The sequence below is a fragment of the Rhodococcus sp. PSi06 genome (genome assembly GCF_054960675.1).
This window is the reverse complement of sequence record NZ_JBHNYO010000003.1, coordinates 353,080-375,944: the sequence shown is the minus strand read 5'-3', so window position 1 is coordinate 375,944 and position 22,865 is coordinate 353,080. Positions and strand designations below refer to the sequence as shown.

At 64.4% G+C, this 22,865-nt stretch carries 23 protein-coding genes and 2 pseudogenes; 10 read left to right on the top strand and 15 right to left on the bottom strand.

Translation table 11 applies throughout. The annotated features are described in order from the left end of the window. Both ACFI9K_RS06505 and ACFI9K_RS06500 read right to left on the bottom strand, forming a co-directional pair. Positions 1 to 253 (bottom strand): annotated as a pseudogene (locus tag ACFI9K_RS06505) (hypothetical protein); the annotation flags it as partial. An 83-nt stretch (positions 254 to 336) separates the two neighbouring features. After that, the gene (locus tag ACFI9K_RS06500) at positions 337 to 1,179 is read right to left on the bottom strand and encodes an ABC transporter ATP-binding protein (protein ID WP_462662734.1); all 843 of its coding nucleotides are present in this window, start codon (positions 1,177 to 1,179) and stop codon (positions 337 to 339) included. Between the two features lie 49 nt (positions 1,180 to 1,228). Between ACFI9K_RS06500 and glgX the strand changes: the two genes are divergently transcribed. Next, positions 1,229 to 3,376 carry a glycogen debranching protein GlgX gene (glgX, locus tag ACFI9K_RS06495; protein WP_462662757.1) on the top strand — a complete coding sequence of 716 codons (2,148 nt, stop codon included), beginning with the start codon at positions 1,229 to 1,231 and terminating at the stop codon, positions 3,374 to 3,376. 59 nt (positions 3,377 to 3,435) lie between these two features. Here the strand turns inward: glgX and yczE are convergent. The 4 genes and pseudogenes from yczE to ctaD form a co-directional block, all read right to left on the bottom strand. After that, positions 3,436 to 3,867, bottom strand: a pseudogene (yczE, locus tag ACFI9K_RS06490) (membrane protein YczE); the annotation flags it as partial. 162 nt (positions 3,868 to 4,029) lie between these two features. Then, a complete protein-coding gene (locus tag ACFI9K_RS06485) occupies positions 4,030 to 4,854 on the bottom strand; it encodes a peptidyl-tRNA hydrolase (RefSeq protein WP_462662733.1) in 825 nt (274 codons plus the stop codon). Further along, a complete protein-coding gene (gene serB, locus ACFI9K_RS06480; protein ID WP_462662732.1) occupies positions 4,851 to 6,077 on the bottom strand; it encodes a phosphoserine phosphatase SerB in 1,227 nt (408 codons plus the stop codon). Before serB ends, ACFI9K_RS06485 begins: the two co-directional genes overlap by 4 nt. Positions 6,078 to 6,220: 143 nt before the next feature. After that, on the bottom strand, positions 6,221 to 8,011 hold the full coding sequence (gene ctaD, locus ACFI9K_RS06475) for an aa3-type cytochrome oxidase subunit I (RefSeq protein WP_462662731.1): 1,791 nt from the start codon (positions 8,009 to 8,011) through the stop codon (positions 6,221 to 6,223). Positions 8,012 to 8,312: 301 nt separating this feature from the next. Between ctaD and ACFI9K_RS06470 the strand changes: the two genes are divergently transcribed. The 4 genes from ACFI9K_RS06470 (at position 8,313) to ACFI9K_RS06455 (ending at position 11,092) form a co-directional block, all read left to right on the top strand. Then, entirely contained in the window at positions 8,313 to 9,398 is a 1,086-nt protein-coding gene (locus ACFI9K_RS06470) for an iron-siderophore ABC transporter substrate-binding protein (RefSeq protein WP_462662756.1), read from the top strand. Between the two features lie 4 nt (positions 9,399 to 9,402). Continuing rightward, positions 9,403 to 9,876, top strand: a complete 474-nt coding sequence (locus ACFI9K_RS06465) for an NUDIX hydrolase (RefSeq protein WP_462662730.1) — start codon at positions 9,403 to 9,405, stop codon at positions 9,874 to 9,876. Positions 9,877 to 9,973: 97 nt separating this feature from the next. Further along, a complete protein-coding gene (locus tag ACFI9K_RS06460) occupies positions 9,974 to 10,891 on the top strand; it encodes an SPFH domain-containing protein (RefSeq protein WP_462662729.1) in 918 nt (305 codons plus the stop codon). A 3-nt stretch (positions 10,892 to 10,894) separates the two neighbouring features. After that, positions 10,895 to 11,092 (top strand): type II toxin-antitoxin system antitoxin, encoded by a 198-nt coding sequence (locus ACFI9K_RS06455; RefSeq protein WP_462662728.1) that lies wholly within the window; start codon positions 10,895 to 10,897, stop codon positions 11,090 to 11,092. A gap of 24 nt (positions 11,093 to 11,116) precedes the next feature. Here ACFI9K_RS06455 and nrdF read toward each other — a convergent pair whose 3' ends face one another. The 6 genes from nrdF to ACFI9K_RS06425 all read right to left on the bottom strand — a co-directional run bounded on the left by nrdF (position 11,117) and on the right by ACFI9K_RS06425 (position 16,290). Next, on the bottom strand, positions 11,117 to 12,082 hold the full coding sequence (nrdF, locus tag ACFI9K_RS06450) for a class 1b ribonucleoside-diphosphate reductase subunit beta (RefSeq protein WP_222093075.1): 966 nt from the start codon (positions 12,080 to 12,082) through the stop codon (positions 11,117 to 11,119). Between the two features lie 144 nt (positions 12,083 to 12,226). Further along, entirely contained in the window at positions 12,227 to 14,392 is a 2,166-nt protein-coding gene (nrdE, locus tag ACFI9K_RS06445; RefSeq protein ID WP_222093074.1) for a class 1b ribonucleoside-diphosphate reductase subunit alpha, read from the bottom strand. 35 nt (positions 14,393 to 14,427) lie between these two features. After that, positions 14,428 to 14,889 (bottom strand): class Ib ribonucleoside-diphosphate reductase assembly flavoprotein NrdI, encoded by a 462-nt coding sequence (nrdI, locus tag ACFI9K_RS06440; RefSeq protein ID WP_222093073.1) that lies wholly within the window; start codon positions 14,887 to 14,889, stop codon positions 14,428 to 14,430. A gap of 24 nt (positions 14,890 to 14,913) precedes the next feature. Then, complete coding sequence (nrdH, locus tag ACFI9K_RS06435; RefSeq protein ID WP_222093072.1) at positions 14,914 to 15,147, bottom strand: glutaredoxin-like protein NrdH; 234 nt, start codon at positions 15,145 to 15,147, stop codon at positions 14,914 to 14,916. Positions 15,148 to 15,557: 410 nt separating this feature from the next. After that, positions 15,558 to 15,680: a type B 50S ribosomal protein L36 gene (ykgO, locus tag ACFI9K_RS06430; RefSeq protein ID WP_027496600.1), complete on the bottom strand. Its 123-nt coding sequence runs from the start codon at positions 15,678 to 15,680 to the stop codon at positions 15,558 to 15,560. A gap of 43 nt (positions 15,681 to 15,723) precedes the next feature. Continuing rightward, positions 15,724 to 16,290 carry an NAD(P)H-dependent oxidoreductase gene (locus tag ACFI9K_RS06425; RefSeq protein ID WP_222093071.1) on the bottom strand — a complete coding sequence of 189 codons (567 nt, stop codon included), beginning with the start codon at positions 16,288 to 16,290 and terminating at the stop codon, positions 15,724 to 15,726. Positions 16,291 to 16,394: 104 nt separating this feature from the next. On the opposite strand from ACFI9K_RS06425, the gene ACFI9K_RS06420 reads away from it, so the two are divergent. Then, entirely contained in the window at positions 16,395 to 16,994 is a 600-nt protein-coding gene (locus ACFI9K_RS06420) for a TetR/AcrR family transcriptional regulator (RefSeq protein ID WP_222093070.1), read from the top strand. A gap of 25 nt (positions 16,995 to 17,019) precedes the next feature. Here ACFI9K_RS06420 and ACFI9K_RS06415 read toward each other — a convergent pair whose 3' ends face one another. Continuing rightward, entirely contained in the window at positions 17,020 to 17,820 is an 801-nt protein-coding gene (locus ACFI9K_RS06415) for a fructosamine kinase family protein (RefSeq protein WP_462662727.1), read from the bottom strand. Between the two features lie 47 nt (positions 17,821 to 17,867). On the opposite strand from ACFI9K_RS06415, the gene nadE reads away from it, so the two are divergent. Continuing rightward, positions 17,868 to 18,713: an ammonia-dependent NAD(+) synthetase gene (gene nadE / locus ACFI9K_RS06410; RefSeq protein ID WP_462662726.1), complete on the top strand. Its 846-nt coding sequence runs from the start codon at positions 17,868 to 17,870 to the stop codon at positions 18,711 to 18,713. Positions 18,714 to 18,736: 23 nt separating this feature from the next. Here the strand turns inward: nadE and ACFI9K_RS06405 are convergent, their stop codons facing one another. Next, positions 18,737 to 18,982 (bottom strand): MoaD/ThiS family protein, encoded by a 246-nt coding sequence (locus tag ACFI9K_RS06405; RefSeq protein WP_462662755.1) that lies wholly within the window; start codon positions 18,980 to 18,982, stop codon positions 18,737 to 18,739. Between the two features lie 31 nt (positions 18,983 to 19,013). Next, the gene (moaA, locus tag ACFI9K_RS06400; RefSeq protein WP_462662754.1) at positions 19,014 to 20,075 is read right to left on the bottom strand and encodes a GTP 3',8-cyclase MoaA; all 1,062 of its coding nucleotides are present in this window, start codon (positions 20,073 to 20,075) and stop codon (positions 19,014 to 19,016) included. A 180-nt stretch (positions 20,076 to 20,255) separates the two neighbouring features. Between moaA and ACFI9K_RS06395 the strand changes: the two genes are divergently transcribed. Genes ACFI9K_RS06395 through ACFI9K_RS06385 form a run of 3 tightly spaced genes read left to right on the top strand, consistent with a single transcriptional unit; the run spans position 20,256 to position 22,859 of the window. Beyond that, entirely contained in the window at positions 20,256 to 21,446 is a 1,191-nt protein-coding gene (locus tag ACFI9K_RS06395) for a molybdopterin molybdotransferase MoeA (RefSeq protein ID WP_462662725.1), read from the top strand. Further along, positions 21,434 to 22,453 (top strand): bifunctional molybdenum cofactor biosynthesis protein MoaC/MoaB, encoded by a 1,020-nt coding sequence (gene moaCB, locus ACFI9K_RS06390; RefSeq protein ID WP_462662724.1) that lies wholly within the window; start codon positions 21,434 to 21,436, stop codon positions 22,451 to 22,453. The genes ACFI9K_RS06395 and moaCB overlap by 13 nt, the downstream gene beginning before the upstream one ends. Continuing rightward, positions 22,446 to 22,859: a molybdenum cofactor biosynthesis protein MoaE gene (locus ACFI9K_RS06385; RefSeq protein ID WP_462662723.1), complete on the top strand. Its 414-nt coding sequence runs from the start codon at positions 22,446 to 22,448 to the stop codon at positions 22,857 to 22,859. The genes moaCB and ACFI9K_RS06385 overlap by 8 nt, the downstream gene beginning before the upstream one ends. The last annotated feature ends 6 nt before the right edge of the window (positions 22,860 to 22,865 follow it).

The following is a 22,865-nucleotide window of genomic DNA, read 5'->3' as shown; positions in this document are numbered from 1 at the left end:
TGTTGCGGGGGTGGGTGCCGGGGGGGGCGCCCCGCGGGGGGGGGGGGGGCCCCCCCCCCCCCACGTCTGCCGCGGCGTCCGACGGGTCGACTCCGCCTCCGGGAAACACCGTCATTCCCCCCGCGAAGGCCATGCCGCCGACCCGTTCGAGGAGGAACACTTCGATCTCGGACCGTGCACGTCCGTCGCGGATCAAGACGACGGTCGAGGCATCCCGGGCCGGTATTCGATCGATATCACTGTTCGAGCTCATATCGGCAACGTACCGCCGAGCAGCGCAACGGAATCAGGGCGGCCCACCGCTGAGCAGCGCAGCGGAATCAGCGCGGCCCACCGCTAGCGTCGGTGGGCACCGGCTGCCCGGGTACGGCGAGCGAAGAAGCGGCCGTCGACACGGTCGAGAGCGATCGACTGGCTGAACGCCTCCGTGAGGTTCTCTGCGGTGATGACGTCGTCCACCAGACCCTGGGCCACCACGCCACCTTCCTTGAGCAGCAGAGCGTGGCTGAAACCCGGGGGAATCTCCTCGACGTGATGGGTGATGAGCACGGTGGCAGGAGCATCCGGGTCGGCGGCGATATCGGCAAGGCGCGCCACCAATTCCTCGCGACCGCCGAGATCGAGACCGGCCGCAGGCTCGTCGAGCAACAGCAGTTCGGGATCGGTCATCAAGGCACGCGCGATGAGAACCCGCTTGCGTTCGCCTTCCGAGAGGGTTCCGTACGTGCGTCTGGCGAGATGTTCGGCACCGAGACTTTCGAGCATCTCCACCGCGCGTTCGGTGTCGATTGCGTCGTACTTCTCGCGCCACCGTCCCAGTACCGAGTATCCGGCGGAGACCACCAGATCGGAGACGAGTTCGTCGGCCGGAATGCGGTGGGCCAACGAGGACGACGACAACCCGATGCGTGGCCGGAGTTCGGAGACGTCGGCCTTGCCCATGACCTCGCCGAGCACGTGGGCCACACCCGACGTCGGATGGATCTCGGCTGCTGCGATGCGCAGCAGCGACGTTTTTCCGGCCCCGTTGGGTCCGAGAACGACCCAGCGTTCGTCCAGTTCCACCTTCCAGGTGACGGGCCCCACCAAGGTCACACCACCACGGCGGACGACGACGTCGGTGAAATCTACGAGCAGGTCGGGATCCGGTTCAGACACGACTCCTATCTTCCCGCACATCGCCCCTGCATTCACGGCAGGATGTGCACGCGTGTCGCCCAATCACGAACTGCCTGCCAGGACTCACAGCTCGGAGAACCGAGATGCCGGTACCAACCCACCCGGATCACCGTTCCCCCTGGGTGCCACGGTGAGCGCGACTGGCACTCAATTTGCAGTCCATGCACCCGAGGCCGACGGCGTGGAAGTGTGCCTGATCGATCCGGAGGGCGGCGAACGCCGAGTAGAACTGGCGAGAAGTACGTTCGGGGTTCGACACGGCTTCGTTCCCGGCGTTCGACCCGGTGACCGGTACGGCTTCCGGGCACACGGTAGCTGGGATCCACACGCGGGGCGTCGCTTCAACGCTGCGAAGATTCTGCTGGACCCTTCCGCCCGCCAGATCACCGGAGAATTCGGCGACCCGTCGGCCCTGCTGGCCTACGAGGACGATCCCTTCGGGGTGCCCAGTTCTCGTGATTCGCTCGGGCATCTCCCGCTCGGCGTCGTTCGCGCACCGTCGTCTCGCGCCGATCGTCCGGCTCGACCGTCGGTGCCCTGGGACCGTACCGTTCTCTACGAGCTGCACGTCGGGTCCTTCACGGCGCGTAATCCTGCTGTGCCCCAGCATCTTCGCGGCACCTACCTGGGACTCGGCCAACCTGCGGTGCTCGAACATCTCGCTCGTATCGGCATCACCTCGGTCGAATTACTTCCTGTCCACACCACGTTCACCGAGCCCGGTGTGCGCGCCCGCGGAATGCGTAACCACTGGGGCTACTCGACGGGTGCCTACTTCGCACCGGATCCACGGTTCGCCGCTGTTCCCGGTGAGGAGGTCGAGGAGTTCCGGACCATGGTCGACGCGCTCCACGGTGCCGGGATCGAAGTGATCCTGGACGTCGTCTACAACCACACGTGCGAATCCTCCGTCGACGGACCGTCGATCAGTTGGCGTGGTCTCGACGCGCCCGGTTACTACCTTCTGGACGGCCGTGGATCGGACGTCGACCTCACCGGCTGCGGCAACACTCTCGACTCGGCCTCGCCTGCGGTCGTCCGCATGGTGTGCGACAGCCTGCGGTACTGGGTGGACGAGATGGGCGTCGACGGATTTCGATTCGACCTTGCCAGTACGCTCGGCCGACCCGGCGGTTGGCGATTCGATGCTCGCGCACCACTTCTGACCGCCATCGCCGTGGATCCTGTACTGGCGCAGGTCAAGTTGATCGCCGAGCCGTGGGATGCCACCGGTGCCGGGTATCAGGTCGGAAACTTCGGAGTGGCGTGGTCGGAATGGAACGATCGCTACCGTGACACGATTCGACGCTTCTGGGCCGGCCAACACGGAGTCCGCGAAGTGGCCTCGCGGCTCGCCGGATCCGAGGACCTGTTCGCGGGCAGCCGCCGACGGCCATGGGCGTCGATCAACTTCGTCACCGCGCACGACGGCTTCACCGCCCGCGATCTGGTGTCCTACGCACGAAAGCACAACGAGGCCAACGGCGAAGCGAACCGGGACGGAACCGACAACAACTCGTCGGTCGACTACGGAATCGAGGGGCCGACCGAGGATGCAGAAATTCTCGACGCGCGCGAACGCCATGTTCGGGCATTGCTGGCCACCCTCACGCTCTCGACGGGGACGCCGATGCTCCTGGCCGGCGACGAACTGGGCCACACGCAGGCCGGAAACAACAACGCGTACTGCGTCCCCCAGGATGCGCCCGCCGCGGACTCGTGGGCCATCGACTGGGACAGCGCCGATCAGAACATGATTCGGTTCGTGGCGAGGCTGCTACGCGTGCGTGCGAGCGCTCCGACGCTGCGACAGCAGGAGTTCTTCATCGGCCGCGCAACACCGACCGGTCGACCGGACCTGGTGTGGTTCGATTCTGCTGGAAAGGAATTCGACACCGACCGTTGGAACGACGATTCGGTGCGCACGATCGCGGCCTGGGTCGACGGTTCCGACGTACGCTCCTACGCCTCGGACGGTGGGCAGGTCGAGGACGCGAGTTCACTGGTGATACTGCACTCGGGCGGGCCTGCGGAGATCACTCTGGCCTGCCCCAGCTGGTCGTCGTCGCGGTTCGTGCCGGTACTCGACTCCTCGTACCCGGACGGGGTACCGCCGAATACCGAGGCGCTGGAAGCAGGTTCGACCATATCGGTGACCGGTTCCACCGTGCTGGTGTTGCGTAGCGCAGGCAAGTGAGTCATGAACAGCTGGACGAGAGGGCCGACTCCGAGGGCGTAGAGCACCGTGCCCAGCCCCAGTGTCCCGCCGAGCAGCCAACCGGTGAGCACCACGGTCAATTCGATGCCGGTGCGGGTGAGACGGATGGACCATCCGGTTCTGGCCACCAAGCCCGTCATCAACCCGTCGCGCGGGCCCGGGCCCATGCCGGCCCCGATGTAGAGGGCTGTGGCGAAGGCGTTCAGCACAATCCCCGCCACCATGGCGAGCGACCGAATCACAAGACCGTCCAGGTGCGGCAGCAACGCGGACGTCGCGTCCACGGCCACGGCGATCACCACGACGTTGCTCACCGTTCCCAGGCCCGGGCGCTGCCGGAGCGGAATCCACATCAGCAGCACGGCCACTCCGGTGATCGCGGTGATGGTGCCGAAACTGAGCGAGAGGTGGCTTTCCAGGCCCTGGTGGAACACATCCCACGGATTGACACCGAGACCGCCGGCGATCATCAAGGACATCGACGCGCCGTACAGCCACAGTCCGACGTAGAGCGCAGCCAGTCGCGACGGGAGTCGCCGACCGGCGAGTGCGCGAAGTGGTGAGGTGAACATACTCCCAGTCTCGGGCAGCACTGGACATGTTCCCGATAGCCACTTACACGACAGTGGACCCTAGTTCGGAACGGCGATGACCGTCGTGGAGCCTGGCGCCACTTCGGTGAAGCCCGCATCCCGCACCGCGACGCCGCGTCCGACGCGAACCTCGTCCAGCGCGCGGGCCCATTGCCGCGGATCGGCCGGGCGTACCGAGCACGGGTAGCCGGCCGATGCCCATTCTCGACACTGGTCCACGCTCATCGCCCCGGCAAGCAGCATCGAGGCATGTCCCACCTGAGCGGCAGCCTTGCCCACCGTCATGGACAACGAAGCGTCGACCCACAGCACCGGACCCGGTGCCGACACGGTTGGTTCGTCGGACGGGACATCGGTGCCACCGATCTGCAAGCGCTTGATCCTCGGATCCAGATCTCCGACGCGACCGGGAACCAGCGCCCGCGCCGATGCACCGCCGACATGCACCGTGATTCCCGGAACGTCCTGTGCAGCGGTCCACTGCGCACCCCGTGCACGCCGGGCCACCTTACGAATTCGAGCGGACGTCCATTCGGTGAAGTCGTCGTGCCACGAGGCACCCACCCCCACCCGCGGGTCGAGGCACAGCGCCACCGTCGCCCGCGCGGCTGCCTCGAGCAGTTCGCTGCGTCGCGGCGGATCCACCTTGGGAATGTGCAGCACCAGCGGCATGGCCAGGACATCCGCCGGGTCCTCGGGATCCTCGGCACCGCCGTACCCTCGGGCGAGCTCGGCGTGACGCGAGTCGAACGTGTTCTCGGCCCGGAACTCTTCGGACTCGTTGTCGCCGGTCACATCGTCTGCCGACCCGGCACTTTCGGAATCACCGAGTCCGGTGTCGCCGGTGGAGAACTCGTCGGTCATGGGATCGGAACGCGACGGACGCCTCCGTCGACAGCGTCCGCCGCTTCGATCTCGTGGCGAGTGACGCCGAGGATGAACAGCACCGCGTCCAGATACGGATGCGAGATTGCGGTGTCGGCTATTTCGCGCAACGCAGGCTTGGCGTTGAAGGCGACGCCGAGACCGGCCGCGGTGAGCATGTCGATATCGTTGGCCCCGTCGCCCACCGCCACCGTCTGCTCCATCGGCACCCCGGACTGTGCTGCGAACTCACGCAGTGCAGTAGCCTTCGCCGCCCGGTCGACCACTTCACCGATCACTCGGCCGGTCAGTTTGCCGTCGACGATCTCGAGGGTGTTCGCCTTGACGTAGTCCAGCTCGAGTTCGTGGGCCAGCCCTTCGATGACCTGCCGAAAGCCTCCGGATACGACGCCGCACGCGAACCCGAGCCGCCGAAGGGTCCGGATGGTGGTCCGTGCCCCCGCGGTCAGCTCGAGACTCTCGCCTACTTCGTCGATGACCGACTCGTCCAGACCGGCCAGGACGGCGACCCGCTGTTCCAGAGACTCGGCGAAGTCGATCTCGCCGCGCATCGCTGCTTCGGTGACGGCCCTCACCTCGTCCTCGCGGCCGGCGCGCGCAGCCAGCATCTCGATGACTTCTCCCTGGACCAGCGTGGAGTCGACGTCGAACACGATCAGTCGCTTCGATCGACGCGCGATTCCCGCCCTCTCCACTGCCACGTCCACTCCGACTCCCGCTGCGATGGCGGCCAGACCGGTACGGAGTGCAACATCGGCTTCGGGCGACGTGTCCGTGGCAGTCACCTGCAGTTCGAGCCCTGTCACCGGGTAATCGGCGATTCCGCGAATGGAGTCGATGTTCGCGCCCTGCCGGGCCAACTCGCGCGAGATGGTGCTGAATGCTCGTGCGGTCACGGGCCTACCGAGGACGACGACGACATGGGTTCCCAGACTCCGGCCGCCGCTCTGCGCCGCGCCGATTTCGACGTCCACGTGTACACCAACCGTGGCCATGGCGTCCTCGAGCTCTTCCTGCAGCGCTTCGGGATCGCGCGGACAGGTCAACAGGACACCGAGGGTAAGTCTCCCGCGAATGACTACCTGCTCCACGTCGAGCAGGCTCACGTCGTGCCGAGACAAGGCGGCGAACAGCACGGACGTGACACCCGGCTTGTCGGGTCCCGTCACCGTCACCAGCACTGCGGTGTCGTTCGACTTCACCGGATCTCCCTTTCACCTTCGGCCAGCGGCCGGATACGTCGTCGTGTCACGTTGTGGTGTACGGGCAAACCCGAACACGCAGCGGATTGTCGCAAGCGAAGAGCCCCACCCGGTAGCCGGGAGGGGCTCTCGCTGTGCTGTGACTACCTGGGGTCGGGGTCTCCGGACCCTTCGTGATCGCTGGTGGCGAGCGGAGCCCGGCGGGCCTGCTCGAGGACGGCGGTGGTCTTACCACCGTGTGCCCCCGGCCCGACGTGTGCTTCCGAACGCATCCGTTCGACCATGTGCGGGTAGTGCAACTCGAACGCCGGACGCTCGGACCGGATCCGCGGCAGCTCGGTGAAGTTGTGCCGCGGCGGCGGGCACGATGTTGCCCACTCCAGCGAGTTGCCGTAGCCCCACGGATCGTCGACGGTGACGACCTCGCCGTATCGGTAGGACTTGAAGACGTTCCAGACGAACGGCAAGGTGGACGCGCCGAGGATGAATGCACCGATCGTCGAGATGATGTTCAGCTCGGTGAACCCGTCCGAAGGCAGGTAGTCGGCGTAGCGACGCGGCATGCCTTCGTTACCCAGCCAGTGCTGGACGAGGAAGGTGGCGTGGAAGCCGAAGAACGTCAGCCAGAAGTGCCACTTGCCCAGGGCTTCGTCCATCATTCGGCCTGTCATCTTCGGGAACCAGAAGTAGATGCCTGCGTACGTTGCGAACACCACCGTGCCGAATACCACGTAATGGAAGTGAGCGACGACGAAGTACGAGTCCGTGACCTGGAAGTCGATGGGCGGCGACGCCAGCAGCACGCCGGTCAACCCGCCGAACACGAACGTGATCAGGAAGCCGATCGAGAACAGCATGGGCGTTTCCAGTGTCACCTGGCCACGCCACATCGTGCCGACCCAGTTGAAGATCTTCACACCTGTCGGAACGGCGATGAGGAACGTCATGAACGAGAAGAACGGCAGCAGCACCGCGCCGGTGGCGTACATGTGGTGCGCCCACACCGCGATCGACAGTGCGGCGATGGCGATCGTCGCGTAGATCAGGCCGGAGTAGCCGAAGATCGGCTTGCGGGAGAACACCGGGAACACCTCGGAGACGATTCCGAAGAACGGCAGCGCGATGATGTAGACCTCGGGGTGGCCGAAGAACCAGAACAGGTGCTGCCACAGCAGCACTCCGCCGGTGGCCGGATCGAAGAGGTGCGCACCCAGGTGGCGGTCGGCGGCCAGGCCGAGCAGAGCGGCGGTCAGCAGCGGGAACGCCAGCAGAATCAGGATCGACGTGACCAGGATGTTCCAGGTGAAGATGGGCATCCGGAACATCGTCATACCGGGGGCACGCAGGCAGATCACCGTGGTGACCATGTTGACGCCACCGAGGATGGTGCCGAGGCCGGCAATGGCCAGGCCCATGATCCACATGTCCGCGCCGACGCCGGGCGAATGCAGAGCGGAGGTGAGCGGGGTGTACGCAGTCCAACCGAAGTCGGCTGCACCGCCGGGGGTGATGAAACCGGCCGTCGTGATCAACGCACCGAAGAGGTACAGCCAGTAGGAGAACGCGTTCAGACGCGGGAACGCCACGTCGGGCGCACCGATCTGCAGCGGAAGAATGTAGTTCGCGAAGCCGAACACGATGGGCGTCGCGTACAGCAGCAACATGATGGTGCCGTGCATCGTGAACAACTGGTTGTACTGCTCGTTCGACAGGAACTGCAGCCCCGGTACGGCCAACTCGGCGCGCATCAACAGCGCCATCAGTCCACCGACCAAGAAGAACGCGAACGACGTCGCGATGTACATGATCCCCAACACCTTGGGATCGGTCGTCGTCACCGCTTTGTGCAGAAACGAGCCCTTCGGTCCCATCCTCGGCGGGAACGGCCGAGCAGCATCCACCGCGGGAGCGGGCCTAGGCGCTAAGGCAGTCACAGATCCTCCTGATTGCGCGTCCGACCCCGAACCACAGGGCGACGTCATCTAGTCGTGCGCTCCTCGAATCGTAGACCGTCCGACCGACGCGTGCCGAACCGGTCCTACCGTGTGTCGTATTGGACTGGTTCGGCACCGCTCGAATCGGGTGATCTGCCTGCGCTGTGGGCCTTTCCGCCCCGCCGGAGATGCCGCTGGTGTGACCGATTCCGCCTTCTCGGCGGCCTCGGTTCGAGTGTCGTGCGACGCCGGCCTTCCGATACTGTGTGAGACCACCCGACCCGTCGAAGGAAGTTCCGCGTTGCCACTCCACGCACGAGTCCCCCGTTCGAGTGCACGGCACCGGATCGGCGTCGTCGCCGCTGCTTGTCTCGCCGCCGCCGTGACGTTGGCCGGCTGCTCCGATTCCGAGTCGCAGGACGATGCATCCACCATCGTGCGCAGCACCACCAACATCGCCGGAGCCGGCGTGGTGGGTAACAACCGGGACACCGTGGGCCTGTGTCCGGCCCTTGCCCCGCTCGACCCGGCGGGAATCGAAGGCGATGTTCGTCCGGTCGGGCATGCCGAGGGAATCAGTGCCATCCCGGCCGACCCCCAGCGCATCGTCGTTCTCGACGCAGCAGGCTTGGACGCGAGTTGCGCGGTCGGCATCTGGGAGCGGGTCGTGGGCTCGGCGACGCTGAACCCCGACTTCCGTGGAGACGGAGACCAGCCGTTGTACCTGGGTACCGGATTGGCGTCCGTTCCGTCCGTCGGTCCGGTCGGCGCTCCTGACGTCGATGCCATCGCCGCACTCGATCCGGACCTGATCCTGGGCACCGATTCGTTGGGATCGGACACCTACGACGCGCTCAGTGCCATCGCCCCGACCGTGTTCACCTCGACCGGGCAGGGCTGGAAGGACACCTTCCTGCAGTCGGCCGCAGCGCTGGGTCGGGGGCAGTCGGGGTTCGAGGCATTGGCGTCGTTCTCCGACGATGCCGAGCGGGTCGGTCGCGAGATCGACGCCACGCAGACCCAGGCCTCGGTCATCCGATTCGGTGGCGACACCATCGAGGTGGACGGTCCGAGTTCTTTCGCCGGCCAAGTCCTCGCAGAGGTGGGCGTCGGACGGCCACAGAGCCAGCGCGACGCCGATTTCTCGGTCACCGGAGATGACCTCTCTTCGGTCGAGGGCGACATCGTCTACGTACGATTCGCCGGGCCCGACGGTGAGTCGTTCGGCCGCGAGGTGATGGACAGCGACGCGTGGCATGCTCTCGGCTCGGTCACCGACGGCCGAATCTTCGCGGTGAACGACACCGTCTGGTCCGGCAGCGGGATCATCGCGGCGCGGGCTGTTCTGGCCGATCTCTCCGCTTCCTTGAACGGCTACGTGTCCTAGCGCGATGCCCATTCCGGAATTCGTGCAGGCACTGCGCAACGTCGTCGGTACGTCGCCCCTCTGGTTGTCCGGTGTCAGTGCCGTCGTTCTCGACGACGACCGTCGAGTGCTGCTGACCCTGCGAGCAGACAACAACACCTGGGCCGTGGTCTCCGGAATCCTCGAGCCCGGTGAGGAACCGGCACCTGCCGCGCTCCGGGAGATCGCTGAGGAGACCGGAGTGGACGCCACGATCGTGCGCTTGACGAGCGTCGATGTGACCGAGCCGATCACCTATCCCAACGGCGACGTCGCACAGTATCTGGACATCACGTTTCTGGCCCGCTACACCGGCGGCAATCCTCACGTCGCCGACGACGAAAACCTCGACGTTGCCTGGTTCGCGCTCGCCGACCTACCCGAAAACCTCACTGCCACATCTCGATTGCGCATCGAGAAAGCCATCGCCGACGACCCGTCGGCCTGGTTTCGACGCTGACTCCCCCACCGCGCCGCGGGCACACATGCATCGAACGGCTACCCATCGCTCCGTAATGTGATATCACTTTAGTATCACCATCGAGAGGGAGGTTCCCATGTCAGCACCCACTACCGTCGCCGAGAAGCCGACGGGTACACCGACCACCACCATCGCCGAGCGCACGGGCTGGGATCTACCCGGCTGGTCGATGCTCGGTGTCGGTCTCGCGCTGTTCCTCGGCGGCATCGCCGTGTTCGTTCTCGGTCTCGCCTTCACCATTGCAGGGATGGTGGCCGGCGGAGTCGTACTGTTCGTACTCTCGCTGCCGGCTCTGATGGGTTTGACTCTGGTGCAACCGAATCAAGCTCGCGTTCTGCAGCTCCTCGGCAGCTCGTACAGCGGAACGCTGCGCACTCCTGGGTTGCGCTGGACCAATCCACTGACCTACCGCAGGGCCATCTCGACGCGCATTCGCAATCACGAGACCGGCCAATCGAAGGTCAACGACGCCGACGGCAACCCGATCGAGATCTCCGCGATCGTCGTCTGGCAGGTTGCCGATACCGCCCTGGCGTCGTTCCAGGTGGACGACTACGAGGAGTTCGTGGCCGTCCAGACCGAATCTGCGGTTCGCCACATCGCCGGTAGCTACCCGTACGACGCCGAAGGGCGAATGTCGTTGCGGGAGAATGCAGACGAGATCACTGCCGCAATGTCGGAGGAAGTGCACGCACGCGTGCGATCGGCGGGCGTCGAGGTGATCGAGACCCGAATCAACCGTCTCGCCTACGCCCCGGAGATTGCCCAGGCCATGCTTCGACGCCAGCAGGCAGGGGCCGTCATCGCGGCACGTCAGCAGATCGTCGAGGGCGCTGTAGGGATGGTGGAGATGGCGCTGTCGAAGCTCGAGGAGAAGCACGTCGTCGAACTCGACGAGGAACGCAAAGCGACGATGGTGTCGAATTTGCTGGTCGTGTTGTGCAGCGATCGCGACACCCAGCCCGTCGTCAACACCGGATCGCTGTACCAGTGAGCCATGACCACCGAGCGTAAGAAGATCCTGCTTCGGCTCGACCCAGCGGTGCACGACGCCCTGGCCCGCTGGGCTTCCGACGAGCTCCGAAGCACCAACGCTCAGATCGAGTTCCTACTACGGAAAGCACTGACCGACAAAGGACGAATGCCGAAGGACGCCAAGGACATCCGGGCTCCGGGCCGCCCACCGAAGGAGTGAGCGGCCCGAAGCCCGAACGCGTGTCTAGAAGTCCCAGTCCTCGTCTTCGGTGTTGACGGCCTTGCCGATGACGTACGAGGAACCCGAGCCGGAGAAGAAGTCGTGGTTCTCGTCGGCGTTGGGTGAGAGGGCGGACAGGATCGCTGGATTGACGTCGGTCTCGTCCTTGGGGAACAGACCCTCGTAGCCCAGATTGTTCAGTGCCTTGTTGGCGTTGTAGCGCAGGAACTTCTTGACATCCTCGGTCAGACCGATTTCGTCATAGAGGTCCTGGGTGTACTCGACCTCGTTGTCGTACAACTCGAACAGCAGCTCGAACGTGTAGTTCTTCAGCTCTTCGCGACGCGCCTCACTGGCCGTCTCGAGACCCTTCTGGTACTTGTATCCGATGTAGTACCCGTGCACGGCCTCGTCGCGGATGATCAGGCGAATGAGGTCTGCCGTGTTGGTCAGCTTGGCCCGCGAGGACCAGTACATCGGCAGATAGAAGCCGGAGTAGAAGAGGAACGATTCGAGCAGCGTCGATGCGACCTTGCGCTTGAGCGGGTCGTCACCGTGGTAGAAGTTCAGCACGATCTCGGCTTTGCGCTGAAGGTTGACGTTCTCCTCGGACCACCGGAACGCGTCGTCGATGTCGCGGGTGGAGCTCAGGGTGGAGAAGATCGAGCTGTAGCTCTTGGCGTGCACCGATTCCATGAACGCGATGTTGGTGTACACCGCCTCCTCGTGAGGAGTGATGGCGTCGGGAATGAGACTGACGGCACCGACGGTGCCCTGAATGGTGTCCAGCAGTGTCAGCCCGGTGAACACCCGCATCGTCAGTTTCTTCTCGATGTCGGTCAACGTTGCCCACGACGGAATGTCGTTGGACACCGGCACCTTCTCGGGCAACCAGAAGTTGCTGGTGAGGCGCTCCCAGACTTCGGAGTCCTTGTCGTCCTGGACCCGATTCCAGTTGATTGCGGAAACGCGATCGATGAGCTTCACCATGTGTCCTATCTACCGAGAGAATCTGCCGAATGTTGGCTTGCTCGAACACTACCCGTTGTGTCCGACATCAATGCATGACACAACATCTGTGTCGGTTGGCAATCGGCCCGGGCGGCCCGATCCTGCACGTAGGAGCGCGAGGCGCTACAGCATGCAGGACACGCAACCCTCTACCTCAGTGCCTTCGAGAGCCATCTGACGCAGACGGATGTAGTACAGCGTCTTGATGCCCTTGCGCCATGCGTAGATCTGCGCGCGGTTGATGTCGCGAGTGGTGGCGGTGTCCTTGAAGAACAGCGTCAACGACAGACCCTGGTCGACGTGTTGCGTTGCCGCAGCATAGGTGTCGATGATTTTCTCGTACCCGATCTCGTACGCATCCTGGTAGTAGTCCAGGTTGTCGTTGTCGAGATACGGAGCCGGGTAGTAGACGCGGCCGATCTTGCCTTCCTTGCGAATCTCGATCTTCGAGGCCACCGGATGGATCGACGAGGTGGAGTTGTTGATGTACGAGATCGAGCCGGTCGGCGGCACGGCCTGCAGGTTCTGGTTGTAGATTCCGTACTCCTGCACCGAGGCCTTCAAAGCGGCCCAGTCGGCCTGCGTCGGGATGGCGACATCGGAATCGGCGAACAACTTCGCGACCTTCGGGGTCGCAGGCTCCCACACCTGATCGGTGTACTTGTCGAAGAACTCACCCGAGGCGTACTTGGAATCGGGGAAACCCTTGAAGTACTGGCCGCGCGCCTTCGCCAGCTGGTTCGACGCCTGGATGGCGTGGAACAACACGGTGTAGAAGTAGATGTTCGTGAAGTCGATGCCCTCGGTCGAGCCGTAGTGCATGCGCTCGCGGGCGAGGTAGCCGTGCAGGTTCATCTGACCCAGGCCGATCGCGTGAGAGTCGTTGTTGCCCTGCTCGATCGACGGCACCGAGAAGATGTGGGTCTGATCCGACACCGCAGTGAGACCGCGGATCGCCACCGCGATCGTCTTACCGAAATCGGGCGAGTCCATTGTCTTGGCGATGTTCAGCGAGCCCAGGTTGCACGAGATGTCCTTGCCCACATGACTGTACGAGAGGTCGTCGTTGAACGTCGACGGCGTCGAGACCTGGAGAATCTCCGAGCACAGGTTCGAGTGAGTGATCTTGCCCTTCACCGGGTTCGCACGATTGACGGTGTCCTCGTACATGATGTACGGGTAGCCGGACTCGAACTGCAGCTCGGCGAGAGTCTGGAAGAACTCACGCGACTTGATCTTGGTCTTGCGGATTCGCTTGTCGTCGACCATCTCGTAGTACTTCTCGGAGACGTTGATGTCCGCGAACGGCACTCCGTAGATGCGCTCGACGTCGTACGGCGAGAACAGGTACATGTCCTCGTTCTTCTTAGCCAGCTCGAACGTGATGTCCGGGATGACGATTCCGAGGGACAGCGTCTTGATACGGATCTTCTCGTCCGCGTTCTCACGCTTGGTGTCGAGGAACTTGTAGACGTCGGGGTGGTGCGCGTGCAGGTACACCGCGCCCGCACCCTGACGGGCACCGAGTTGGTTGGCGTACGAGAACGAATCCTCGAGCAGCTTCATGATCGGGATGACACCGGACGACTGATTCTCGATGCGCTTGATCGGCGCACCTGCTTCGCGAATGTTGCTCAGCAGCAACGCCACTCCGCCGCCGCGCTTGGACAGCTGCAGGGCCGAGTTGATGGATCGTCCGATGGACTCCATGTTGTCTTCGATGCGGAGCAGGAAGCACGAGACGGGCTCGCCGCGCTGCTTCTTGCCCGAGTTGAGGAAGGTGGGCGTCGCGGGCTGGAATCGGCCGGCGATGATTTCATCGACTAGATCGGTGGCCAGGGCTTCGTCCCCTGCCGCGAGCGTCAGTGCCACCATGCACACACGATCTTCGAAACGCTCGAGGTAGCGCTTACCGTCGAACGTCTTGAGCGTGTAGGAGGTGTAGTACTTGAACGCACCGAGGAACGTCGGGAAGCGGAACTTCTTCGAGTACGCGTGGTTGATCAGGAACTTGACGAACTCACGTGAGTACTGATCCAGAACCTCGGGCTCGTAATAGTTTTCCTCGACCAAGTAGTCCAGCTTCTCGTCCAGATCGTGGAAGAACACCGTGTTCTGGTTGACGTGCTGCAGAAAGTACTGGTTGGCGGCCTCGCGGTCCTTCTCGAACTGGATCTCGCCGTTGGGGCCGTAGAGATTGAGCATCGCGTTGAGCGCGTGGTAGTCCATGTCACCGTCGCCCCGGATGGCGGCGGGTGCGGGTGCTGCGTCGGTGATGGTCGGTGCCACGGCGGTGCTCCTACTGGTCTGAGGTGGGTGGTGCTCTAGTGCGTGTGGGCAGCGCGACGGACTTCGCGTTCCCAGAAGTCCTCGAGTCCCTCGCGGACTCGCACTACGTCCTCGGGGGTGCCCATCAATTCGAAGCGGTAGAGATACGGGACTGCGCATTTCTGAGAAATGACGTCTCCGGCGAAGCAGAAGGAATCACCGAAATTGGTGTTTCCAGCAGCGATGACCGCTCTGATCAACGACCGATTGTGCTTGTCGTTCAAGAATTTGATCACGCGCTTGGGGACATAGTTGGTGTCGCGGCCGGTATAGGTCGATCCCCCGCCGTACGTCGGCACGATCAGAACGTACGGCGAATCGACGCGGAAAGTGCCCTCCGGATCCCGCAGTGGGATACGCGTCGCGGGGATGTCCAACTTCGACACGAATCGGTGCGTGTTCTCGGAGGCGCTGGAGAAATACACCAGTGAGTTCGAGGACTGCGGCGGACGACTCACCGCTCACTCACTTTCTCGATCTGTTCAAGCAGCGTTCACGGCGAGGCTCTTGATGCGATCCGGACGGAAACCGGACCAGTGATCGTCACCGGCGACGACGACGGGAGCCTGCAGGTAACCGAGAGCCATGACGTAGTCGCGCGCCTCGGCATCCTGAGAGATGTCTACGACCGAGTACTCGATGCCCTCTTTGTCGAGGGCGCGGTAGGTGGCATTGCACTGAACGCAGGCGGGCTTGGTGTAAACGGTGATGCTCATGGTGTCCCTCTTTCCGTTGTCGCCATCGGGTGCACCGACGGCGACCGATGTGCTCTGCGTGTAGCACCGAGAACATCTCCCGCTCAGGGCGACTTCGACCTGCTCGAACCCGCTTTCGCAAGCCCTTCGAGTTGTGGCCTCTCGGTCCGACAAACACTACACCTAGTGTCCGACATATGCCTACAACACGAGATGTTGCGAACAACATGCTTGGTATTCGCTGGTCACGGCCCTGCCGACGACGACAGATCCCAGCGCTTCGGCGTGTCGCACATCACATCGGGCCTATGTTCTCCGTCGCAACCGACGACCGTGAACTCGGTGAGGTGCGCCTACGACAGCATTGCCCACACACGCCGCAAGGCCCCCGGGTCATGCCCGGGGGCCCTGCAGAGACGATCGACCGAGAGTCAGCGCTGACGCGCCTTGAATCGCGGCTCCTTCTTGTTGATCACGAACACGACACCGTGGCGGCGAACCACCTGCGCACCCGGCTTGTTCTTGAGCGATTTCAGAGAGTTTCTCACCTTCATCGCTTCAGCCTACATGAAAATGATTACCGACACCGCAAGGGAGTCAGGCGCTGACGAGGTCGTTCGAGGCCTTGACCAACTCGGCCACCACATGCTCGATTTCTCCGGACACCTCGGCGTTTTCGCGAGGATGCGCCGACCCGAACTTGTCCATGGTGCCGCCGATGGAGAGCTGGACGTCCTCGAGCACCGACCCGCCGGCGATACGCACGGCCTTGCTCGTGTCCTCGTGCGCCCACTTGGCACCGTTACCGCTGGGCGATGCGCTGATGACGACGACCGGCTTGCCGACCATGGCGCCCGCGCCGTACGGACGTGAGAGCCAGTCGATGGCGTTCTTCAGTACGGCAGGGATGGTGCCGTTGTATTCGGGGGTGACGAGCAGCAGGGCCGACGCCTTTTCTGCGGCCGCCCGCAGAGCGAGAGCGGCAGCGGGTACCGATCCCTCGACGTCGATGTCCTCGTTGTAGAAGGGGACGTCTCCGAGTCCGTCGTAGACCACGATCTCGGCACCGGCGGGTGCCACGGTGACTGCGGTTTCGGCGATCTGCTTGTTCACCGATTCTGCGCGCAGGCTTCCGACGAGAACGAGTACGTGAGCGTCTGACATGAGATCTTCCTTCTGAAGTTCGGGTGACGTGATCGTCGCGTCAATTCATACCATTCAAACGGACCGTGGTCCACTTCTGTTCCCGACAGGGTAGGCTGGATGCTGTGACCGGCCCCATGCTGCCCATTGCGGGCGAGGACTCCGAGCGATGTGACGCCGCGCGAAATCGCAGGCTACTGCTCGATGCCGCAACGGATCTCGTGGCCACCGTCGGTGCGGACGCCATCACCATGGACGCCGTGGCGGCCAAGGCCGGTGTGGGCAAAGGCACCGTGTTTCGCCGATTCGGTAACCGGGCCGGCCTGATGCGCGCACTCCTCGATCACACCGAGCAGAAGCTGCAACATGCCTTCATGTTCGGCGACCCACCACTCGGGCCGGGAGCGGACCCGATCGACCGTCTCGTCGCCTTCGGCCGGGCCCGCCTCGAGTTCGTCAACGTCCAAGGCGAAGTACTGCGCGCTGCCGAGGCCTCCACAGGCGCTCGATATTCCGCTCCCGCTCACATGGTCAACTTCACTCATGTCCTGACGCTGCTCCGCGCAGCCGGTGTCGACGGAGACCTCCCGCTGTTGACGCACTGGCTTCTCACGCCACTCGAAGCCACCTTGGTGCTGCATCAGTACCGCGATCTGGGCATCCCGATGGAGCGATTGGCCGACGGCTGGGAAGACTTGGTACGCAGAACAACTCGCGTCCGGTAGCGCGGTCGTTCGGTGGCCCGGTCGTTCACAGGCCGGCGACGGTCGTGGCCGCTGCGTGCAACGCCCGACCGTACGAGCGGCCGTGTCCCGCCGCATGGACGGCGAGCGGGTGCAACTGATGTAGCGGAATGCGCTCACGCCACCCGGCTCGCAGCGGCCGGACCGACTCGTACCCGTCGACGATCTCCTCGAGGTGCGGGCACCCGAAGAGTGCCAACATCGCCAGATCGGTCTCTCGATGCCCGCCGTGCGCCGCCGGGTCGATCAGCACCACGCCTGCCTCCGTCCACAACACGTTGCCGCTCCACAGATCTCCGTGAATGCGGCTGGGTGGCTCCGCATCGTCGAAATCACCGCCTGCCACGCGCCGGCACGCCGATTCCACATCGGCAGCCTCCGAAGGTGTCACTGTGCCTGCGTCGACGGCGATTTGCAGAAAGGGCAGCACTCGTTCGGCCGAATAGAACTCACCCCACGTCCGATGCACCGTACTGCTCATGGGCCGAGCTCCGATGAAGAGTTGGCCGCGGAAGGGCGCACCGTCGGAGCCGACCGGCGGCGCGCCGAATCCGGCTGCTCCGCCGTCGTGCATTCGCGCCAACGCTCGCCCGAAGTCTCTCGCCGCGGGCAGCGTCGGACTCGACGCGATCACGCGCTCGAGTTCGATGAACGTCTGTCCGCGATCGAGAACGCCGACAACCGGCACCCCGGTCTCTCCGAGCCACTCGAGGCCAGCGGCCTCGGCCGCGAAGAAGTCCGGGTGCGCGCGGGCGTCTCGCTTGACGAAAGTATCGGTGGATCCGCTCACGTCGAAAACACTACGCATCCTTCTCGACCCGAACGCGCACCCGCACTCGTCATTAGGATGATCGGATGGGACACATCAATTCGGAATTGCGCTCCGGAATCATGCGTGAGCTGGCTGTTCAGTCGACCATCGATCCGGTCACGGAAATTCGCCGGCGGGTGGACTTCCTCAAGGACTACCTGGCGTCGACACCGGCCTCCGGTTTCGTACTCGGGATCAGCGGCGGACAGGACAGTACGCTCACCGGCAAGCTCGCCCAGCAGGCAGCGACAGAGCTGCGAGCCGACGGGCACGAGGCCGAATTCGTCGCCGTACGGCTCCCCTACGGTGTGCAGGCCGACGAGGACGATGCATCGATCGCGCTGCGGTTCATCGATCCCGATCGCACCGTGACGGTGAACATCAAGGGTGCCTCCGATGCCGCAGCCGCTGCGACCGCCGAGGCACTGGGTACGGCCGAGGTCCGAGACTTCGTACGCGGCAACATCAAAGCGCGCCAGCGCATGGTCGCTCAGTACGCGATCGCCGGCGAACTCGGCCACGTCGTCGTCGGTACCGATCACGCGGCCGAGGCGGTCACAGGATTCTTCACCAAGTTTGGCGACGGCGGCGTGGATCTGACTCCGCTGACCGGTTTGACCAAGCGTCAGGGCGCTGCGCTGCTCCGCGAGCTCGGTGCGCCCGAAAGTACGTGGCGCAAGGTTCCCACCGCGGATCTCGAAGACGACCGGCCGGCCCTGCCCGACGAGGAAGCACTCGGAGTGACGTACGAGGAGATCGACGACTACCTCGAGGGAAAGGACGTCACCGAGGAAGTTGCCGACAAGCTCGAGAAGATGTTCGCGGCGACGCGGCACAAGCGCACTGTCCCGGTGACTCCGTTCGACGATTGGTGGAAGAACGGCCGTTGACCGACCGTCGTCGGCGGCGGCGATCAGCCGCCGGCGAAGGGCGGCATCACGTCGACTCGGCTGCCGACGGGAAGACTCGGATCGCGAGTCAACTCGTCGCCGACCAAGTACGCGGACACCCGCAGAATCGGTTCCATCGGGGCTCCGTATCGAGCGCGAATGGCCTCTCGCAACTCTCCGAGGGTCGAGCCCGTCGGCAGGGTGAGGTGCTCAGAATCGCAGCCGGACGCGTCGACCGCGGCTGCGAAGTACCGAACCTCCACCTGCATCGTGCGACTGTCCGTCGTGCTGGACTGTGTCTCAACCACCGATTGCTCCCATACTGCGGGTCGGTGGCACGAAGCCCTCGGCGTCGATACCGTGCCCGGCCCACTTGTTCCACATGGCTCCACGCCACACCGCTGCCAACTCGTCGTCGGTGGCACCGCCCCGCAATGCCGCGCGAAGGTCCGTCTCGTCGTCACTGAACAGGCAGGACCTGATGGTGCCTTCGGCGGTGAGCCTCGTTCGATCGCAGTCGCCGCAGAACGAGCGCGTGACGGACGCAATGATCCCCACTGTCGCGTCGGTCCCGTTCACGCTCCACTCCTCGGCGGGAGCGGACGGATCGGCGCGACCGACCTCACGTAAATCGAACGCAGTGGACAGCTCGTCGAGCAACGTCTGGGCGTCGATCATGTTGGCGCGTGCCCATTCGTGATCGGCGTCGAGTGGCATCTGCTCGATGAAACGAAGGGCGACCCCCTCGTCCAGACACCACCGGAGCAGATCGACGGAACCGGAGAGGGTTTCTCGCATCAGCACGGCGTTGACCTTGACCGGACCGATACCCGCCTTCTTGGCAGCCCGGATGCCCGCCAGCACGGACGGAAGTCGATCGCGTCGAGTCAAGCTCGCGAACTGTTCGCGATCGACCGAATCCAACGACACGTTGACGCGGGTCAACCCGGCCTCGGCAAGTGCCTGCGCACGGTGTTCGAGGCCGACGGCATTGGTGGTCATGGACAACGGCACGCCGTCCGCCACAGCGGAGCACGAGCGCAGGATCTCGTCCAGATCTCGCCGCATCAGAGGCTCGCCGCCGGTGAAGCGGACATCCCGTATCCCCAGCAGCCGCACGGACACCAAGACGACTCGTGCAATCTCGGCCGGCGTGAGCAGGTTCGCGGCAGGAATGGCCGGTAGACCTTCCTCCGGCATGCAGTAAGTGCATCGCAGTGAGCACTTTTCGGTGATCGAGATACGCAAGTCGCGAGCAACGCGGCCGAAACGGTCGATCAGATGGGGTACGTCCGGTCGATCCTCCACGGAATTCGCCTGCTGCGATGCGGTGCCCGTCGCAGCACCGCCGAACACCGGCATTCCGAGTGAGGTGACACTGTCCACCGTCACCTCGCACCTCGCCTTCGTAGATCTCGATCACGTCTGTTCGAGACGTGTCTACCCAGTATGCCGCAGCCCACACTCGCCGGCGTTGTCGGCGTGCTTAGGATTGGCACCCATGACGGCTGAGCAGACGCGGGCGACCATGGGACCAGCGCAGTGAGCGCCGTATCCGTCGAGGAGCATGCCGCCGCCGTCGAGAGCCTTCTCGCGGCGCTGGGCACCAGAACTGCGCAGCGAATTCCTTTGGCCGAGGCACTCGGACGAGTGTCGTTCGAGGATGTGCGGTCGCCGGTCGATCTGCCGCTGTTCCGCAATTCGCAGATGGATGGTTACGCCGTCGATTCTCGTTCCGTCACCGCCACCCCGGTGACGCTGCAGGTCTCGACCGTCATCGCTGCCGGCCCTGCGGAATCGGCAGTTCTCGCTGCGGGTAGCGCCGCGAAGATCATGACCGGCGCACCCATTCCCGACGGAGCCGACACCATCGTCCCCGTCGAGGACACCTCGGTAGCGTCGCCGGGCTCGGTGACGATCGAACGAGGCCGTGTCGCAGGCGAATTCGTTCGGGAACAGGGAAGCGACGTACGCGTCGGAACGGTACTGATCGAGGCAGGTCGAGTACTCGAACCCCGTCATATCTCGGTGCTCGCGGCAGTCGGTTTCGCCGAGGTGGCCGTGCGTTCGCGTCCTCGCGTGGCCGTCGTGACCACGGGTGCCGAATTGGTCGATGCCGGGGCGACTCTCACACCCGGCCAGATCTACGACTCGAACGGGATCACCCTCGCCGCGCACCTGCAGGCCAGTGGCGCGGACGTGGTCGCGGTCTCGCGGAGCAGCGACGATCCGAGACGATTCCGCGAGATCCTCGACGACGCAACCCGATCGGCAGAATTGATCATCACCTCCGGCGGCGTCTCCATGGGCGACTTCGAGGTGGTCAAGGATGTCCTCCGCCCGCTCGGGGGGAAGTTCGGATCGGTTCGGATGCAGCCGGGTGGGCCACAGGGCATCACACTGTTCGCAGGCATTCCAGTGCTCAGCTTCCCCGGCAACCCGGTCAGCACCGTCGTCTCGTACATCATGTTCGCGCGCAACATAGTTCGGCAGGCCGCCGGTCTTCCTCCTGTGCTGCCCACGACCGCGACCCTGCACGAGGCAGTGGTGTCTCCGCCGGGCCGTCGCCAACTCCTGCGCGGCCGATTACGTGACGACGGGCAGGTGGAGCTCGTCGCAGGCCCGGGCTCCCATCTGGTCGCCGCCCTGGCATGGGCAGACGTCCTGATCGACATAGACGCGGAGACAACCGAACTCGCTGCAGGATCTCACGTGGAGGTATGGCCGCTGTGACCACCGACGCCTCACCACCCCACCTTTCTCATCTCGACGATCAGGGCCGTGCCCGCATGGTCGACGTGGCTCACAAGAAGGAGACGTCGCGAACGGCGGTCGCCGCCGGCGAATTCGTCACCACCGCCGAGGTCATAGCCCTTGTCCGCGCCGACGACATGCCCAAGGCCGATGTTCTCGCCACGGCCCGCATCGCCGGAATCTCGGCGGCCAAGCGGACGTCGGAGCTCATCCCGCTGTGCCATCAGCTCGCACTGTCGTCGGTGAAGATCTCGTTCGGTTTCACCGACTCGTCGATCACCGTCGAGGCCACCGCACGCACCACCGGACGTACCGGGGTGGAGATGGAGGCCCTGACCGCGGTCGCTGTCGCAGGCCTCACCCTGCACGACATGGTCAAGGCCGTCGACCCCGGTGCCACGATGAACGGTGTGCGACTGATCACCAAAGACGGTGGTAAGCACGGCCATTGGCAGCGAGACGACGTTTCGGCCTCCGCGGCATCCGCGGCCGAACCGGTATTCGAGTCGGCGCGATCGGCTGCGGTTCTGGTGGCTTCCACCGGCGGCGCAAAAGGAACCCGACCGGATACGACCGGCCCCGCGATCGCATCGTGGTTGACCGATCGAGGCTTCACCGTGCGTGGTCCGTTGGTGTACGCCGACGCCGACATCGCGGCGGGCCTGCAGGACGCCTTGCGCGGCGAACCGTCGTTGATCGTCAGTACCGGAGGCACCGGGGTATCCCCCACCGATGCCACTCCCGAGGCCACGGCAGCACTCCTCGACATCGACATGCCGGGTATTGCCGACGCGATTCGTACCCGCGGCACGTCCGCGACGCCACACGCGGTACTCAGCCGAGGCGTTTCCGGGCTCATCGGCCGCACCCTGACGGTGAACCTGCCGGGCTCGCCGGGTGGTGTGAAGGACGGCCTCGCGGTTCTCGACCCACTGCTCGACCACGTGTTGGCCCAGATTGCCGGAGGAGGACCCCACGATGCGTGAACTTGTCGCGCGAATTTCGAGTGAACCGTTGAGCACCGCCGAAGTGGAAGCGGCCGTGCAGGATTCGCGCCACGGTGCCGTGGTCCTGTTCAGTGGGATCGTCCGCGACCACGATGGTGGCCACGCGGTGGAAACTCTGGAATACCGCGCCCATCCAGACGCAGAGCGCTTCTTGAACCGATGCTGCTCCGAGGTCTCCGCCGAGACCGGCCTCGAGGTCGCTGCGGTACATCGCGTCGGAGACCTACGCGTCGGCGACCTGGCACTGGTGGCAGCCGTCGGGTCGGCTCACCGGGCGGAAGCTTTCGAGGCGTGTGCGCGACTGGTCGAACGCATCAAGGCCGAGGTCCCCATCTGGAAGCGCCAGGGGTTCGAGGGCGGACGCACCGAATGGGTCGGACTGTAGGAGAAC